Source organism: Agrococcus sp. TSP3-2-1, assembly GCF_049897585.1.
Lineage (GTDB): Bacteria > Actinomycetota > Actinomycetes > Actinomycetales > Microbacteriaceae > Agrococcus.
The window spans coordinates 106,849-120,785 of sequence record NZ_JAFCWN010000006.1 but is presented as its reverse complement, the minus strand read 5'-3'; the positions used below and the strand labels follow the sequence as shown (position 1 = coordinate 120,785).

General features: G+C 73.6%; 15 protein-coding genes. 4 read left to right on the top strand and 11 right to left on the bottom strand.

The genetic code is table 11. From position 1 onward, the window contains the following. Positions 1–3: 3 nt before the first annotated feature. The 3 genes from ACP7BI_RS10300 to ACP7BI_RS10290 form a co-directional block, all read right to left on the bottom strand. Positions 4–198, bottom strand: a complete 195-nt coding sequence (locus ACP7BI_RS10300) for a hypothetical protein (protein WP_425845861.1) — start codon at positions 196–198, stop codon at positions 4–6. Positions 199–226: 28 nt separating this feature from the next. Next, complete coding sequence (locus ACP7BI_RS10295) at positions 227–1,072, bottom strand: SMP-30/gluconolactonase/LRE family protein (protein WP_425845859.1); 846 nt, start codon at positions 1,070–1,072, stop codon at positions 227–229. Between the two features lie 70 nt (positions 1,073–1,142). Beyond that, a complete protein-coding gene (locus ACP7BI_RS10290) occupies positions 1,143–1,337 on the bottom strand; it encodes a hypothetical protein (RefSeq protein ID WP_425845857.1) in 195 nt (64 codons plus the stop codon). Here ACP7BI_RS10290 and ACP7BI_RS10285 point away from each other — a divergent pair. After that, positions 1,318–1,893 carry an NADPH-dependent FMN reductase gene (locus tag ACP7BI_RS10285; RefSeq protein ID WP_425845856.1) on the top strand — a complete coding sequence of 192 codons (576 nt, stop codon included), beginning with the start codon at positions 1,318–1,320 and terminating at the stop codon, positions 1,891–1,893. The genes ACP7BI_RS10290 and ACP7BI_RS10285 overlap by 20 nt on opposite strands. 104 nt (positions 1,894–1,997) lie before the next feature. Here the strand turns inward: ACP7BI_RS10285 and putP are convergent, their stop codons facing one another. Continuing rightward, complete coding sequence (gene putP, locus ACP7BI_RS10280; protein WP_425845853.1) at positions 1,998–3,557, bottom strand: sodium/proline symporter PutP; 1,560 nt, start codon at positions 3,555–3,557, stop codon at positions 1,998–2,000. 255 nt (positions 3,558–3,812) lie between these two features. On the opposite strand from putP, the gene ACP7BI_RS10275 reads away from it, so the two are divergent. From ACP7BI_RS10275 to ACP7BI_RS10265, 3 genes are all read left to right on the top strand, one after another. Continuing rightward, a complete protein-coding gene (locus ACP7BI_RS10275) occupies positions 3,813–4,307 on the top strand; it encodes a PadR family transcriptional regulator (protein ID WP_021064830.1) in 495 nt (164 codons plus the stop codon). A 35-nt stretch (positions 4,308–4,342) separates the two neighbouring features. Continuing rightward, entirely contained in the window at positions 4,343–6,058 is a 1,716-nt protein-coding gene (locus tag ACP7BI_RS10270; RefSeq protein ID WP_425845851.1) for an ABC1 kinase family protein, read from the top strand. A gap of 80 nt (positions 6,059–6,138) precedes the next feature. Further along, complete coding sequence (locus tag ACP7BI_RS10265; protein ID WP_425845849.1) at positions 6,139–7,368, top strand: cobalamin-independent methionine synthase II family protein; 1,230 nt, start codon at positions 6,139–6,141, stop codon at positions 7,366–7,368. Positions 7,369–7,460: 92 nt separating this feature from the next. Here ACP7BI_RS10265 and ACP7BI_RS10260 read toward each other — a convergent pair whose 3' ends face one another. From ACP7BI_RS10260 to ACP7BI_RS10230, 7 genes are read right to left on the bottom strand one after another with little or no spacing between them, the layout of a single operon-like run. Beyond that, on the bottom strand, positions 7,461–8,120 hold the full coding sequence (locus ACP7BI_RS10260) for a VOC family protein (protein ID WP_425845847.1): 660 nt from the start codon (positions 8,118–8,120) through the stop codon (positions 7,461–7,463). Next, complete coding sequence (locus ACP7BI_RS10255; protein WP_425845844.1) at positions 8,120–8,782, bottom strand: alkylhydroperoxidase domain protein; 663 nt, start codon at positions 8,780–8,782, stop codon at positions 8,120–8,122. Before ACP7BI_RS10255 ends, ACP7BI_RS10260 begins: the two co-directional genes overlap by 1 nt. Next, entirely contained in the window at positions 8,779–9,438 is a 660-nt protein-coding gene (locus ACP7BI_RS10250; RefSeq protein ID WP_425845843.1) for a CMD domain protein, read from the bottom strand. Before ACP7BI_RS10250 ends, ACP7BI_RS10255 begins: the two co-directional genes overlap by 4 nt. Then, positions 9,428–10,498, bottom strand: a complete 1,071-nt coding sequence (locus ACP7BI_RS10245; protein WP_425845840.1) for an LLM class flavin-dependent oxidoreductase — start codon at positions 10,496–10,498, stop codon at positions 9,428–9,430. The genes ACP7BI_RS10250 and ACP7BI_RS10245 overlap by 11 nt, the downstream gene beginning before the upstream one ends. Then, a complete protein-coding gene (locus ACP7BI_RS10240; protein WP_425845838.1) occupies positions 10,498–12,159 on the bottom strand; it encodes a dipeptide ABC transporter ATP-binding protein in 1,662 nt (553 codons plus the stop codon). The genes ACP7BI_RS10245 and ACP7BI_RS10240 overlap by 1 nt, the downstream gene beginning before the upstream one ends. Then, a complete protein-coding gene (locus ACP7BI_RS10235; protein WP_425845836.1) occupies positions 12,156–13,001 on the bottom strand; it encodes an ABC transporter permease in 846 nt (281 codons plus the stop codon). The genes ACP7BI_RS10240 and ACP7BI_RS10235 overlap by 4 nt, the downstream gene beginning before the upstream one ends. After that, positions 12,998–13,933 (bottom strand): ABC transporter permease, encoded by a 936-nt coding sequence (locus tag ACP7BI_RS10230; protein ID WP_425845833.1) that lies wholly within the window; start codon positions 13,931–13,933, stop codon positions 12,998–13,000. Before ACP7BI_RS10230 ends, ACP7BI_RS10235 begins: the two co-directional genes overlap by 4 nt. Positions 13,934–13,937: the final 4 nt, after the last annotated feature.

Here is a 13,937-nt window from a genome sequence, read left to right as displayed (position 1 = left end):
CTGTCAAGTCTCTCCGAGCAGCGACAGGCCCGCCGCGACCGCGAAGCCGACGACCGCCTCGAGGCCCGCACCGAAGGCGAGCACGACGCCGACCGTGCGATCCGACCACGGCCGGGCGCCCGCGAGCAGCGCGCCTACGAGCAGCGAGCCGGCCGCGATCCCGCCCCACAGCAGCGCCTCGAGCATCGCTCCTCCCATCGGAGGCTGGACCTGCGCGACGCGCTCGTCAGCCCGCGAACTCGCGGACCGGCAGACCCGTGACGCCCGGGTCGACGGCGAAGAGCGCGCCAGCGTTCGGCTCCTCGTCGTCGGGGAGGTCCTCGCGCGACGTGGTGATGAAGAGCCGGTCGAGGCGCTCGCCGCCGAACGCGCACGCGGTCACCTTCGTCACGCCGGGCACCTCGACGCGGCCGTCGAGCGTGCCGTCGGGACGGAACCGCAGCACCGCGCCGTGGTTCACGGCAGCGACCCACACGCATCCGTCGGCATCGACCGTGAGCCCGTCGGGGTGGCCGTCGTCGGGGAGTGAGGCGAGCTCGCGCCGGTTCGTGAGCCCTGTCTCGCGCGCGTAGTCGAAGACCGCGACCGCGCCCGTCGGGGTGTCGTCGTAGTAGGCGAGCGAGCCGTCGGGGCTCCACTCGAGGCCGTTCGAGACCGTCACGCCGCTCAGCACCGTGCTCGTGGAGCCGCCGGGGTCGAGGCGGTAGAGGGAAGCGGCGCCGGGCGACTGGTCGTAGGCCATCGAGCCGCAGTAGAAGCGGCCGTCGGGGTCGCAGCCGCCCTCGTTCATGCGGATGTCGCTCGACGACCAGAGCTCGGGGAGGCGGTGGAGCGTGCCGTCGAGATCCTCGAGCGCGAAGCCGCGCTCGATGCCGATGACCGCCCCGCCGCCGCGCCGCGGCCGCACGCACGCGACGATCGAATCGACGTGCCGCCGCTCGATGCCGGTCTCGGTGAGGGTCAGGATGTCGCCGGCGAGCATGTCGAGCCAGCGCAGCCCGCCCCACCACTCCGACCAGACGGGCCCTTCGCCGTGGTACGCGATCGGGTCGGTGATCTGCTCGGCGCGCATCGGCTCTCCTTCGCTCGGGACTGGGGCCAGCCAAGCGCGCCGACCTGGGAACCGCGGGGGAGCGAGGCGCTCAGCGCTTGGCCGCGGCGATGCGCTCGTCAAGACGCCCCTCGCACCACCGGTCGAGCATTCGGGAATAGTTCGGATTTGAAGTGGTTGCATTGACCGTGCGGGATCGGATCTCGCGCGACAGCAGCTCGGAGCGCCGCAGGACGCGGCGCCGATCACCCTCAAGGAGACGATTCATGTCGAAGATCGCCATCATCACCGGCAGCACTCGCCCCGGCCGCATCAACCGCGGCGTCGCGGAGTGGGTCCTCGAGCTCGCGCAGCAGCGCGGCGACGCGGAGTACGAGCTGGTCGACATCGCCGACTACGACCTGCCCCTCTACGACGAGCCGCTGCCGGCTGCGTATCAGCAGTACTCGAAGGACCACACCAAGCGCTGGTCCGCGAAGATCGCCGAGTTCGACGGCTACGTCTTCGTCACGGGCGAGTACAACCACTCCGTGACTCCGGCGCTCGCCAACGCGATCTCCTTCCTCAACGCCGAGTGGAACGACAAGGCCGCCGGCATCGTCGGCTACGGCTCCGCCATGGGCGTTCGCGCGATCGAGCACCTGCGCGGCATCCTCTCGGAGCTCCAGATCGCGCACGTGCAGAAGACGGGCATGTTCTCGCTCTTCACCGACTTCGAGAACTTCTCCACCTTCAAGCCGACCGAGCTGCAGGCCGAGTCGGTGCCGCCGATGCTCGACCAGCTCATCGTCTGGACGAAGGCGATGGAGTCGGTGCGCGAGGGCGCGCTCGTCGACGCCTGACGCATCCCACACGAAGCGGGCCTCCCAGTAGGGAGGCCCGCTTCGCCGCATCATGCGGATCTACGCGGAACGGGTCCGCGGGAACCTGTCGGGTCGCCGTGGCGTCAAGGGAGGACGTTGCGATCCGCCGCGGCCGCCGGGCTCACGTCGGCTGGCTCGTTGCGCTTGATCGCGACGATGCGGCCCGTGCGGGTGAACTCCTCCTGCACGTCGTCGTCGTGGCGCTGCGTCGCGAGGCTCACGAGCATCGCGACGAGCAGGTTGAGCGCGAAGCCGGGCACGATCTCGTAGAGCGTGAACACGGCGATGTCGGTCGCCTGCTCGATCGCGTCCCAGATGAACACGGTCGCGGCGCCGACGATCATGCCGGCGAGCGCGCCCCAGTTCGTCAGGCGGCGCCAGAACAGGCTCAGCAGCACGATCGGGCCGAACGCGGCGCCGAAGCCCGCCCACGCGAATCCGACGAGGCCGAGGATCGTGTCGGACGGGCTGATCGCGAGCACCGCGGCGATCGTGGCGACCGCGAGCACGCACGCGCGGCCGAGCAGCACGAGCGTGCGCTGCGAGGGCTGGCGCTTCACGAAGACCTGGAAGAGGTCCTCGACGAGCGCCGACGAGCAGACGATGAGCTGGCTCGAGAGCGTCGACATGATCGCCGCGAGCACCGCCGCGAGCACGAGGCCCGCGACGAAGGGGTGCAGCAGCGCCTGCGACATCGCGAGCACGACCGTCTCGGGGTTGTCGAGGCCGACGCCCGACTGCTGCACGTAGGCGATGCCGATGAAGCCGGAGATGACGGCGCCGACGAGGGAGATGATCATCCAGGAGATGCCGATGCGGCGCGCGGGCCGCGCATCCGGCACCGACTTGAGCGCCATGAAGCGCACGATGATGTGCGGCTGGCCGACGTAGCCGAGCCCCCACGCGAGCGAGGAGACGATGCCGAGCACCGCGAGGCCGTCGAGGTCGGCAGGGATGAGGCCCTGCAGCTCGGCACCGGAGTCGGCGATGCCCTCCTGCACGCCCGCGAGGCCGCCGACCGTGAAGAACGCGATGACGGGGATGATGATGAGCGCGAGGAACATCATGAGGCCCTGCACGACGTCGGTGAGCGATGCGCCGAGGAAGCCGCCGAAGAGCGTGTAGAGGAGCGTGACGCCGCTCACGAGCAGCATGCCCCAGACGTAGTCGGCGCCGAACGACGACTCGAAGAAGACGCCGCCGGCCACCATGCCGGAGGAGACGTAGAACGTGAAGAACACGAGGATGATGAGGCCCGAGACGATGCGGAGCGAGCGGGAGCGGTCGCGCAGCCGGTTCTCGAAGAAGCTCGGGATCGTGATGGAGTTCTTCGCCACCTCGGTGTAGGCGCGCAGTCGCGGTGCGACGAACTTCCAGTTGAGGTAGGCGCCGATCGTCAGGCCGATCGCGATCCACGCCTCGATGAGCCCTGCCGCGTAGATCGCGCCGGGGAGGCCCATGAGGAGCCAGCCCGACATGTCGGACGCGCCGGCCGAGAGCGCCGCGGTGAAGGGGCTCAGCTCGCGGCCCGCGAGCATGTAGTCCTCGTGGCTCTTCGTCTTCCGCGCGGCGTAGACGCCGATCGCGATCATCGCGGCGAAGTAGAGCCCGATCGCGAGCAGCTGGAAGGTCACGTCAGACATCGTCGTCTCCCTCTGTCGGTGCAGTGATCAGCCTATCCGGACGCCGTTCCCACGGTGTTCACGCTCTTCCGCTCGGCGCCTCGGCGATATATCGTCGGCTATCGCTCACGCGACGACGAGGAGGTCATCGTGCACGGTGCAAGGGGCGGCTACGGGCCGCCGAGAGACGGCTACGGGCATGGCCGGGACGGGTTCGGTCCCGATCGGCACGGCTACGGCGCGCGGGGATTCGGGTTCGGCCCGCCCGGGGCAGGCATGTGGGAGGCGATGGAGCAGCTGCGCTCGGCCTTCGAGAAGCGCGGAGGACCGACGCGCATGGGGCGCGGCGACGTACGTGCAGCGGTCATCGCGCTGCTCGCCGAGCGGCCGATGCACGGCTATCAGATCATCCGGGAGATCGAGGAGCGCAGCGGCGGCGCGTGGCGGCCGAGCGCCGGCTCCGTCTACCCGACGCTGCAGCTGCTCGCCGACGAGGGCCTCATCGCGGCCGAGGAGGCGAACGGGCGGAAGACCTACTCGCTCACCGAGGCGGGGCGCGCGGAGGCCGACGAGGCCGCCGACCGACCGGCCCCATGGCTCGCGACCGAGCGCGGGCCCGGCGGTCACGGCGCGCTCCCGCGCGCGGGCATGGATCTCGCGCAAGCGGCCGCCCAGGTGCATCGCTCCGGCAGCCCCGAGCAGGTGCAGCGAGCGGTGGAGGTGCTCGACGAGGCACGGCGTAGGCTCTACGCCATCCTCGCCCAGGACTGACCCGGATCCCGCCGCGGCGGGCACAAGGAGCGGCCATGCCCGACGCCGGCAGCACGCGAGCGCGCTACCGGCGCATCCTGCGCTTCGCCGCCCGGCACCTCGCGGTCATGTGGTGGTTCGAGCTGCTGCTGCCGCGCCTCGGCCTCGGCGCGCTCGCCGCCCGGAGCCGCAGCGCGCGGCTGCGGCGGCTCGCCCGCCGCTTCCACGTGCTGGCCGTCGACCTCGGCGGGCTCATGATCAAGGTGGGCCAGTTCATGTCGTCGCGCCTCGACGTGCTCCCGCCGGAGATCACGCGCGAGCTCGAGGGCCTGCAGGACGAGGCGCCCGCCGTGCCGTTCGAGGCGATCAGGGCGCTCGCCGAGGCGGAGCTCGGGATGCCGCTCGAGCGCGCGCTCACGTGGGTCGAGCCCGAGCCGCTCGCGGCGGCCTCGCTCGGCCAGGCGCACCGCGCCCGCCTGACCGGGGCCGACGCATCCGCCACCGGCATCGACGCCGCGATCGTCAAGGTGCAGCGGCCCGGCATCGACGCGATCGTCGACGTCGATCTCGCGGCGCTCCGCCGCATCGCGCGGTGGCTCAGCCGCGTGCGGGTCGTCGCGACCCGCGTCGACGTGCCCGCGCTCATCGAGGAGTTCGCGGACACGAGCCTCGCCGAGATCGACTACCTGCACGAGGCCGCGAACGCCGAGCGCTTCGCCGAGTCGTTCGCGGGCGACGCGCGCGTCGGCGTGCCCGACGTCGTCTGGGAGCGCACGAGCCGCCGCGTGCTCGTGCTCCGCGATGTCGCGGCGATCAAGATCAACGACCGCGAGGCGCTCCTCGCCGCGGGCATCGATCCCGCCGAGGTCGCCGCGACCTTCGCCGCGGTCATGTTCGACCAGCTCTTCTCGCACGGCTTCTTCCACGCCGACCCGCACCCCGGCAACCTGTTCGTGACCCTGACGGGGCCGGACGCGTCGGGACCGGTTGCGTCGGGACCGGTTGCGTCGAACCGGGCATGGCGCATCACCTTCGTCGACTTCGGGATGATGGGGGAGGTGCCGCCCGGCACGCGCGCGGGGCTGCGGCGCACGCTCATCGCGGCCGCCGGCCGTGACGGCCGAGGGCTCGTCGCCGCGATGCAGGACCTCGGCGCGCTGCTGCCGACCGCCGACGCCGACGAGCTCGAGCGGGCGATGTCGCACGCGTTCGCGCGCTTCGGGGGCATGGGCTTCGCCGAGCTGCGCGAGGTCGACCCGCGGGAGTTCCGCGACTTCGCGGTCGAGTTCGGCGACCTGCTGCGCACGATGCCGTTCCAGCTGCCCGAGGACTTCCTGCTCATCGTGCGCGCGATGTCGCTCACCTCGGGCATGTGCTCGTCGCTCGACCCGGGCTTCAACCTGTGGGATGCGGTGGAGCCCTACGCCGCGCGGCTGCTCCGCGAGGAGCGGGGCGGGCTCGTGCGCGCGATCGCGCAGGAGGGGCTCGACGCGGCCGCGGTCGCGGCGCGGCTGCCCGGCCGCATCGACCGCGTGGTCACGCGGCTCGAGGAGGGGCGGCTCGCCGTCACCGCTCCCGCGCTCGAGCGGCGGATCGCGCGCGTCGAGCGAACGCTCCGGCGGCTCGTCTCGGCGATCCTCTTCGCGGGCCTGCTCGTGGCCGGCGCGGTGGTGCTGCCGCAGGACGGCGTGCTCGGCACGGCGCTCATGCTGCTCTCGGCGCTGCCGCTCGCGCACATCGTCGTGTCGAGCCTCGTCGGTCGTCGACTGTGACGAAGCGTGACCGGCACGGCTACCGGGCCGCTCGGCCGCGCGGATAGCGTGCCGAGCACCCGACCCGGAGGAGAACCGCCATGACTCGCATCGACGTCACCCACGCCGGCAGCCTGCCGCGCACGCCCGAGCTCATCGCCGCGAACGCGGCACGGACGTTCGCCGACGACGGCCTGACGCTTCAGCGCACCCCCGAGTTCGAGACGCTGCTCGCCGACGCCGTCGTCGACCTCGTCCGCCGCCAGCACGACGTCGGCATCACGATCGTCGGCGACGGCGAGTACGGCAAGGCGATGTCGAGCTCGCTCGACTACGCCGCTTGGTGGACGTACGTGTTCCAGCGCGTCGAGGGGCTCGAGATCACGGGCGAGGACATCTTCACCGAGCCGCCGCAGCGCTCGGCGCCCGGTGACGTGCGCCTCACGTCGTTCCCCGACCGGCGCGACTGGGTGCGCTTCGCCGATGCCTACCTCGACCCCGAGCACCCGGTGCTCGAGCAGAGCCCGGCGACGGCGTTCCCCGCCACGACCGGCCCCCTGCGGTACACGGGCCAGGAGGCGCTCGCGACCGACATCGCGAACCTCCGTCGCGGCATCGCGTCGACCGGGGCCGAGCAGGGGTTCCTGACGGCCCTGTCGCCCGGCTCGGCGGCGCGCATCGCGAACCGCCACTACGCGAGCGAGGAGGAGCACATCTGGGCCTGGGCCGAAGTGCTGCGCGAGGAGTACACCGCCATCACCGAAGCCGGCTTCCTCGTGCAGATCGACGACCCGTCGCTCGCCGAGAACTGGGACCAGATCAACCCCGAGCCGTCGCTCGAGGACTACCTCGCCTTCACGCGCATCCGCGTCGAGGCGCTCAACCACGCCATCCGCGGCCTGCCAGAGGAGCTCGTGCGCCTGCACTTGTGCTGGGGCTCGTGGCACGGCCCGCACACGACCGACATCCCGTTCGCCGACATCGCCGAGCTCGTGCTCGAGGTGAACGCCGGCAGCTATTCCTTCGAGGCCGCCAACGCTCGCCACGAGCACGAGTGGCGCGTGTGGGAGCACGTCGAGCTGCCGGCGCACAAGCGCATCGCGCCCGGCGTCGTCGGTCACGCGACCAACGTCGTCGAGCACCCCGAGCTCGTCGCCGACCGCATCGAGCGATTCGCTCGCATCGTCGGGCCCGAGCGGGTCATCGCGTCGACCGACTGCGGTCTCGGGGGCCGCATCCACCCGTCGATCGCCGCGGCGAAGCTCGAGTCGCTCGGGCAGGGCGCGCGCCTCGCGGAGCAGCGGCTCGGGGCTGCCGTCACGGTCGTCTGAGGGATCGCGCGGGGGCGGCGGCCGTGGCGGTCGCCGCCCCCAATCGTGCGCTCCCGCGCGTGCGATCCCCGCGGTGGGTCGTGCGGTCGGCGTCAGCGCAGCACGACGGAGCGCCCGTCGACCGCGATCTCGACCTCGAAGCCGTCGGTCGCGGCGGGCACGAGCTCGAGCTCGTCGTCGCCGGAGCCGACCGCGAGGCCCAGGGCTCGCAGGCGGTGCGCCTCGGACTCGACGTCGATCGTGCGCCGCCGCAGCGCGACGAGCTCGAGCAGCGGCAGGTCGGCGAGGCCCGGGTGCGCGGTCGCGCCCCAGTCGATGAGGAACGGCGGTCGGCGCTCGTCCTCGGGGCGAGCGAGCCTCCACGCGAGCTCGCCGCCGTCGGGCGTGCGCCGCGAGAGCGGCTCGATGCCACGGAGTCCGACGCCGGCGGTGCGCGCTCGCGCGACGGTCGCGTCGAGGTCGTCGGGGCGGATGGCCCAGCTCGCCACGGCGGGGGCGCTCAACCGGTCGAGCCCGAACGTCGAGATCTCCGATGCAGAGCGGCCCGCCGCGGCATCCGGGCCGATCACCTCGAGGTACTGCCGCACGCGCTCGCCGCGGCGGGTGAAGGCGATGAGCGCGTTGGCCGTGCCGGTCGGGTGCGCGCCCCCCGGTGAGGCGCGCACGCCCGTGGCCCGCTCGACCGCGGCGATCGCCTCGGCGAGGTCGGGACCGGCGAGCACGACGTGATCGAGCAGCGCTGGCACGCCCATCAGCGCGCCCCCCTGCCCGCGGCCGACGACGATGCAGCGGTCGGCGCCTCCGGGGTCGCGGGCGCACCGACGACCTCGGGCTCGCCGAGCGAGAGCATGAGGCGGTTCGCCCAGTTGAAGAACGCCGCACCGCTGAGCTGGTCGACGATGCCCGCGTCGTCGATGCCGGCCGAGCGGAGGCGCTCGACGTGCCCTCCGTCGAAGGCCGACGGCGTCGCCGTGAGCGCCGCCGACGCATCCGCGATCGCATCCCAGCGGTCGTCGACCCGCGCGCCGATGCCCTCGTCGAGCAGCCGCTGCACGTCGCTCTCGCGGCCCGAGAGCCGCGATGCGGCCCGCGCGTGCACCGACGCGCAGAAGACGCAGCCGTTGACGCGCGACACGGCGGCGGCCGCGAGCTCGCGCTCCCAGCGTGGCAGCCCGCCCTGCTCGTTGCCGAAGATGTCGAGGTCGGTGAGCGTGCGCGCGCGGAGCGCCGCGGGGTCGCGCGCGAGCAGCCGGAAGTAGGGGCTCGACGAGCGCGACGCCTCGATGAGCGCCTCGCGCTGCACGGCGGTCAGCTCGTCCTCGGGCACCGGCGGCGCCCACGGCACCCAGCCGAGCGCGCCCTGCGTGAAGCGGTCGGGACGCCGCAGCGTCGGGTAGTCGATGGTCTCGGTCATGCGCGGGTCTCCTGGAGGGTGGTCGAGGCGGGGTCGGGGGCGTCGGCGGCAGGCGCTGCAGCCTCGCGGGCGGCGAGCACCCGGAGGCCGTGCACGAGCCGCAGCTGGAACGCGAGGAACGCGACCAGCTGGCTGAGCGAGACCACCGCGTCGGCGCTCCAGCCAGCGACCTCGAGCGCCCGCAGCGCCTCGGGTCGCGCATCCCGGGGGTGCAGCGTCAGCAGGTGCGCGTGCTCGAGCGCCGCGGCGAGCGGAGCGCCGAGCGCGGCTCGGTCGAGCGCGGCCAGCGGGCCGGCGACGCTCTCGCCGTGCAGCGCGGGTTCGCGGTAGCGGCCGTAGGGGCCGGTTGCGCGGGCGGAGTCGGCCGCGCGGGCCACGGCGTCGACGAGGGCGGGCTCGGCCTCGTCGGCCAGCAGCTCGAGGTAGAACGCCGAGGCACGGGATCGCTCTGTCGACGCGTCGTGGAGCAGCGCCACGAACGCGGCCACGGCATAGCGGTCGACGAGCCGCAGCTGGCCCGGCTCGTCGGGCTCGAGCAGCGCGAGGAAGCTGCGGTGCGCGTGCTCGCGCGCGTCGGGCCGCTGGAGACGGATGCGGGCGAGCGGTGATCCTGGCCGGATCCCGGCGAGGTGGTCGATGACGTCGTCATGCGACATGGCGATCCTCCTGGGGGTCGTCGTGGGTGAGGGTGGAGCGGTCGAGGTCGGCGCGATCCGCGCGACCGACCCGCCAGCCGAGGGCCGGCGCGATCTCGGTCGCGAACAGCTCGAGCGAGCGCGCGGTGAGCTCGGAGCGGGGGTCGACGGAGTGCACCTGGATCGACACCGCCGTCGCGCCCGCGGCGGTGTCGTCGGCCGAGAGCGATTCGGCGACCTCGTCGGGCGTGCCGAGGTGGGTCTCGCTGCGCTCGAGCAGCTCGTCGAGGCTCAGCGAGCCGGGCGTGACGCCGTGCAGCTGCTGCAGCTGGCGGGTGAGGCCGGCCTCGGCGTGCGCGCGCACCGCGGCGCGCTCCGCGGCGTCGACCACGACGACCGAGCGAGAGGCGAGGATGCGCGGGGCGGCTCCCGCAGGCAGCGCGTCGAGGTAGGCGTCGACGATGGGGCGCTGCACGTCCCAGACGCGCGGCGGGAGCGCGGCGCCGGCGAGCCCGGGTGGCGGGGGCTGGACGCGGGAGAGCATGAGGCCGTCGCCGTGGGCGCCGATGAGGCTCGCGCCCTCTGCCGAGAACGTCGCTTGCCACAGCCGGCGGGCGAGGGTCTCCGCGCTCGGCTGCAGGGCGACGTCGGCGGTGCCGTCGAGCAGGGAGCGCACGCGCACGAGCTTCGCGTCGTAGATCGCCCGCCGGTGGCCGGGGTCCTCGCCGAACGCGCTGAGCGTCGCGGGGCTGCCGCCGGTGCCGAGGCCGAGCTCGAGCCGTCCGCCCGCGAGCGCGTCGAGCACGGCCGCGTCCTCCGCGGCGCGCGTCGGCTGCTCGTGGGCGAGCGTCAGGATGGCGGTGCCGAGCCGGATGCCGCTCGTGCGCGCCGCAGCTGCGGCGAGCAGCACGAACGGTGACGGCAGGCCGCCCTCGGCGCGGTCGAAGTGGTGCTGCGCCACCCATGCGCTCGCGAAGCCGAGCCGCTCCGCGAGCGCGATGTGCTCGAGGGCGATCGCGTACCGCGCGGGCGTGTCGGCGTCGTCGAGGACGCGGGTGAAGAAGCCGATCGTGGGAGCCATCAGGCCACCTCCAGGGGTCTCGGGTCGATGCCGGCCGCGCTCGGGGTCCGCAGCCAGTCGGGGGAGGGCACGGCGTCGAGCAGCGCCCGGGTGTAGTCGTGTCGGGGCTGCAGGAGCACCTGCTCGGCGGTGCCGGTCTCGACCGCACGCCCCTGCCGCAGGACCGTGACGGTGTCGGCGATGCGGCGCACGACCGCGAGGTCGTGGGTGATGAAGAGGTAGGTGAGGCCGAGCTCGCCCTGCAGCCGCTCGAGCAGCGCCAGGATCTGCGCCTGCACCGTGACGTCGAGCGCCGACACCGCCTCGTCGAGCACGACGACCGCCGGCTCGATGATGAGCGCGCGCGCGATCGCGACGCGCTGCCGCTGACCGCCCGACAGCTCTCGCGGGAGCCGGTCACCGGCGTCGGGCGGCAGCGCCACGTGCGCGATCGCCGTCGACACGCGGCTCGCGAGCTCCCGGCGGTCGAGGCGGCGGCCGTCGGGCGCGCCGAGGTTCTGCAGCGGTTCGCCGATGGACTGCGCGACGGTGCGGCGCGGGTCGAGCGAGGCGAACGGGTTCTGCGAGACGAGCTGCACCACGCGGCGCAAGGACCGATCCCGACGGGCGGCGACCACGTCGCGGTCGCCGATGCGGATGCCTCCGGCACTCGGCGCGTGGAAGCCCGCGACCGCGCGCCCGATCGTCGTCTTGCCCGAGCCGGACTCGCCGACGAGCGCGTGGGTCGTGCCGCGCTCGATGCCGAAGCCGACGTCGTCGACGGCGCGGTGCGCATCCGCCCCTCGCCCGTACTCGTGCACGAGCCGCTCGACGACGACGAAGGGCTCCGCGGGCGGGCGGGGCGCCCGCGGTGACTCGTCGGCGAGCGCGGGCGCGTCGGCAAGCAGCGTCGCGGTGTAGCGGCTCGCGGGCTGCTCGAGCACCGCGCGCGTCGGTCCGGCCTCCTCGAGCCGCCCGTCGCGCAGCACCGCGATCGCGTCGGCACGCTCGGCGGCGACCGCGAGGTCGTGCGTGATGAGCAGCACGCTCGAGCCGAGCTCGCCGCGCAGGTCGTCGAGCAGATCGAGGATGCGCCGCTGCACGGTCACGTCGAGCGCGCTCGTCGGCTCGTCGGCGATGATGAGCTCGGGCTCGAGCGCGATCGCCGCGGCGATGAGCGCGCGCTGGCGCATGCCGCCCGAGAGCTCGTGCGGATGCTGCCGGGCCCGACGCTCGGGATCGTCGAGGCCGACGCGGTCGAGCAGCTCGACGACGCGCCGGCGGATCGCCTCGGGCCTGCCCCAGCGGTGGATCCGCAAGGGCGCGGCGACCGAGGCGCCGATGGACTGCACGGGGTTGAGCGAGGTGCCCGGGTCCTGCGGCACGAGCGCGACGCGGCGGCCGCGGATGTCCTCGAGCGCGCGTCCCTCGAGGCGAGCGAGGTCGATCGGGCCGCCCGCGAGGCGCAGGGCGATCGAGCCGCGATCGATGCGGCCGCCCTCGGGCAGCAGGCCGATGATCGATTGGGCGGTCGTGCTCTTGCCCGAGCCGGATTCGCCGACGAGTGCGAGCACCTCTCCGCGGCCGAGCTCGAGGCTGAGCCCTTCGAGAGCGGTGCGGCGCTCCCGGCGGGCGCGATACGAGACGGCGAGGTCGTCGATGGTGAGCAGCGGCTCGGTCATGCGGAACCCTCCCTGATGGCTGCGGCGATGCGGTTGGCGGCGAGCACGACGGCGGCGACGACGAGCCCGGGCAGCGTCGTGAGCCACCAGGCGGTCGCGACGTAGTCGCGGCTCTCGGCGATGAGCAGGCCCCACTCCGGGGTGGGCGGCGGAGCGCCGTAGCCGAGGAACCCGAGGGTCGAGATCTGCAGGATGGCGCTGCCGAACTGCAGCGCGGCGAGGGCGACGACGGCGCCGAGCGAGTTGGGCAGCACGTGCCGCCGCAGCACGGCGAAGAACGTGCCGCCCGAGCCGAACGCCGCCTCGACGTAGTCGGTGCGGCGCACCCGCACGACCTGCGAGCGGGCGAGTCGAGCGAACACCGCGATCGACGTGATGCCGACGGCGATCGCGGCGTTCGTGACGCCGAAGCCGAGCAGCACGATGACGCTGAGCGCGAGCAGGAGTCCGGGGATCGCGAGCAGCACGTCGACGACGCGCATGAGCGACTCCTCGACGAAGCCGCCGCTCGAGCCGGCGAGCACGCCGATCGCGGTGCCGGCGACGAGCCCCACGAGCACCGCGAGCGCCGCGCCGGCGAGGGAGTTGCCGGCGCCGAAGACGACGCGCGCGAGCAGGTCGCGGCCGGTCGCGTCGGTGCCGAACGGATGCGCGGGGCTCGGTGGCTGCAGCGCCTCGGCCGCGACGCCCGCGAGCGGGTCGTGAGCGGTGAAGAGCCCCGGCACGAAGGCCCACGCGAGCGCGATCGCGAGGACGCCGATCGCGAGCACGAGCGTCGCGCGGGGGCGCGGACGGGCGCTGCCCACGCGCGGGCTCGGGAGCGCGCCGATCACGGCGCTCACGCGTGCACCGCTCGGCGCAGCCGCGGGTCGATCGCCGGGGCCGCGAGGTCGACGGCGAGGTTGATGAGCACGAAGCCGATCGCCGAGGTGACGACGACCGCCTGCAGCACCGGGATGTCGCGGTTCGCGACCGCCTCCTGGGTGAGCCGGCCGACGCCGGTGCGCGCGAAGACCGTCTCGGTGACGACCGCCCCGGCGACGAGCTCGCCGAACAGGACGCCGGCGATCGTGAGCGTCGGCAGCGCCGCGTTGCGGGCGACCTCGCGCCCGAGCAGCCACCGCGTGCCGGCTCCGCGTGCGCGCGCGACGGCGATGAACGGCTCGGCGACCGTGTCGTCGATCGCGCGGATGAGCACTTGCGCGAGCGGCGCGGCGATGGGCACCGCGATCGTGAGCACCGGCAGCACGAGCGCCTGGGCGGGGCTCGCGTTGATGACGGGGATGAGCCCGAGCTGGAAGGAGAGCACCTGCAGCAGCACGATGCCGAGCCAGAAGACCGGGATCGAGACGAACAGGGGCGGCAGCGAGCGGAACGCGCGGCGCAGCCACTCGGCTCGGCCGAAGGTCGCGACCGCGGCGATCGCGACCGCGAGCGCGATCGCGGCGAGGAAGCCGAGCGCGGCGAGCGTGAGCGTCGACGGCAGCGCGGTCGCGAGCAGCGTCTCGACCGCCGCGCCGCTCTGCAGCGACGTGCCGAGGTCGCCGGTGAGGAAGCCGGTGGCGGAGGTCCACAGCTGCTCCCACACCGGCCGGTCGGTGCCGTAGACCGTGCGGAGCTCGTCGAGCTGCGCGTCGGTGAGGCCGAGCTCGGGGCTCGCGTACCGGGCGACGATCGCGTCGCCCGGCAGCGCCTGCAGGAGGAGGAACGCGACGACGAACGTCGCGACCACCACGAGCCCGGCCTGTGCGGTGCGTCGGAGGGCGTACGGCACAGGC

Coding starts and splice junctions, on each gene's coding strand:
- ACP7BI_RS10295 (WP_425845859.1), bottom strand. CDS start 1,072: ATGCGCGCCGAGCAGATCACCGACCCGATCGCGTACCACGGCGAAGGG.
- ACP7BI_RS10245 (WP_425845840.1), bottom strand. CDS start 10,498: ATGGCTCCCACGATCGGCTTCTTCACCCGCGTCCTCGACGACGCCGAC.
- ACP7BI_RS10260 (WP_425845847.1), bottom strand. CDS start 8,120: ATGGGCGTGCCAGCGCTGCTCGATCACGTCGTGCTCGCCGGTCCCGAC.
- ACP7BI_RS10275 (WP_021064830.1), top strand. CDS start 3,813: ATGTGGGAGGCGATGGAGCAGCTGCGCTCGGCCTTCGAGAAGCGCGGA.
- ACP7BI_RS10290 (WP_425845857.1), bottom strand. CDS start 1,337: ATGATGGCGATCTTCGACATGAATCGTCTCCTTGAGGGTGATCGGCGC.
- ACP7BI_RS10270 (WP_425845851.1), top strand. CDS start 4,343: ATGCCCGACGCCGGCAGCACGCGAGCGCGCTACCGGCGCATCCTGCGC.
- ACP7BI_RS10240 (WP_425845838.1), bottom strand. CDS start 12,159: ATGACCGAGCCGCTGCTCACCATCGACGACCTCGCCGTCTCGTATCGC.
- ACP7BI_RS10255 (WP_425845844.1), bottom strand. CDS start 8,782: ATGACCGAGACCATCGACTACCCGACGCTGCGGCGTCCCGACCGCTTC.
- ACP7BI_RS10250 (WP_425845843.1), bottom strand. CDS start 9,438: ATGTCGCATGACGACGTCATCGACCACCTCGCCGGGATCCGGCCAGGA.
- ACP7BI_RS10300 (WP_425845861.1), bottom strand. CDS start 198: ATGGGAGGAGCGATGCTCGAGGCGCTGCTGTGGGGCGGGATCGCGGCC.
- putP (WP_425845853.1), bottom strand. CDS start 3,557: ATGTCTGACGTGACCTTCCAGCTGCTCGCGATCGGGCTCTACTTCGCC.
- ACP7BI_RS10285 (WP_425845856.1), top strand. CDS start 1,318: ATGTCGAAGATCGCCATCATCACCGGCAGCACTCGCCCCGGCCGCATC.
- ACP7BI_RS10265 (WP_425845849.1), top strand. CDS start 6,139: ATGACTCGCATCGACGTCACCCACGCCGGCAGCCTGCCGCGCACGCCC.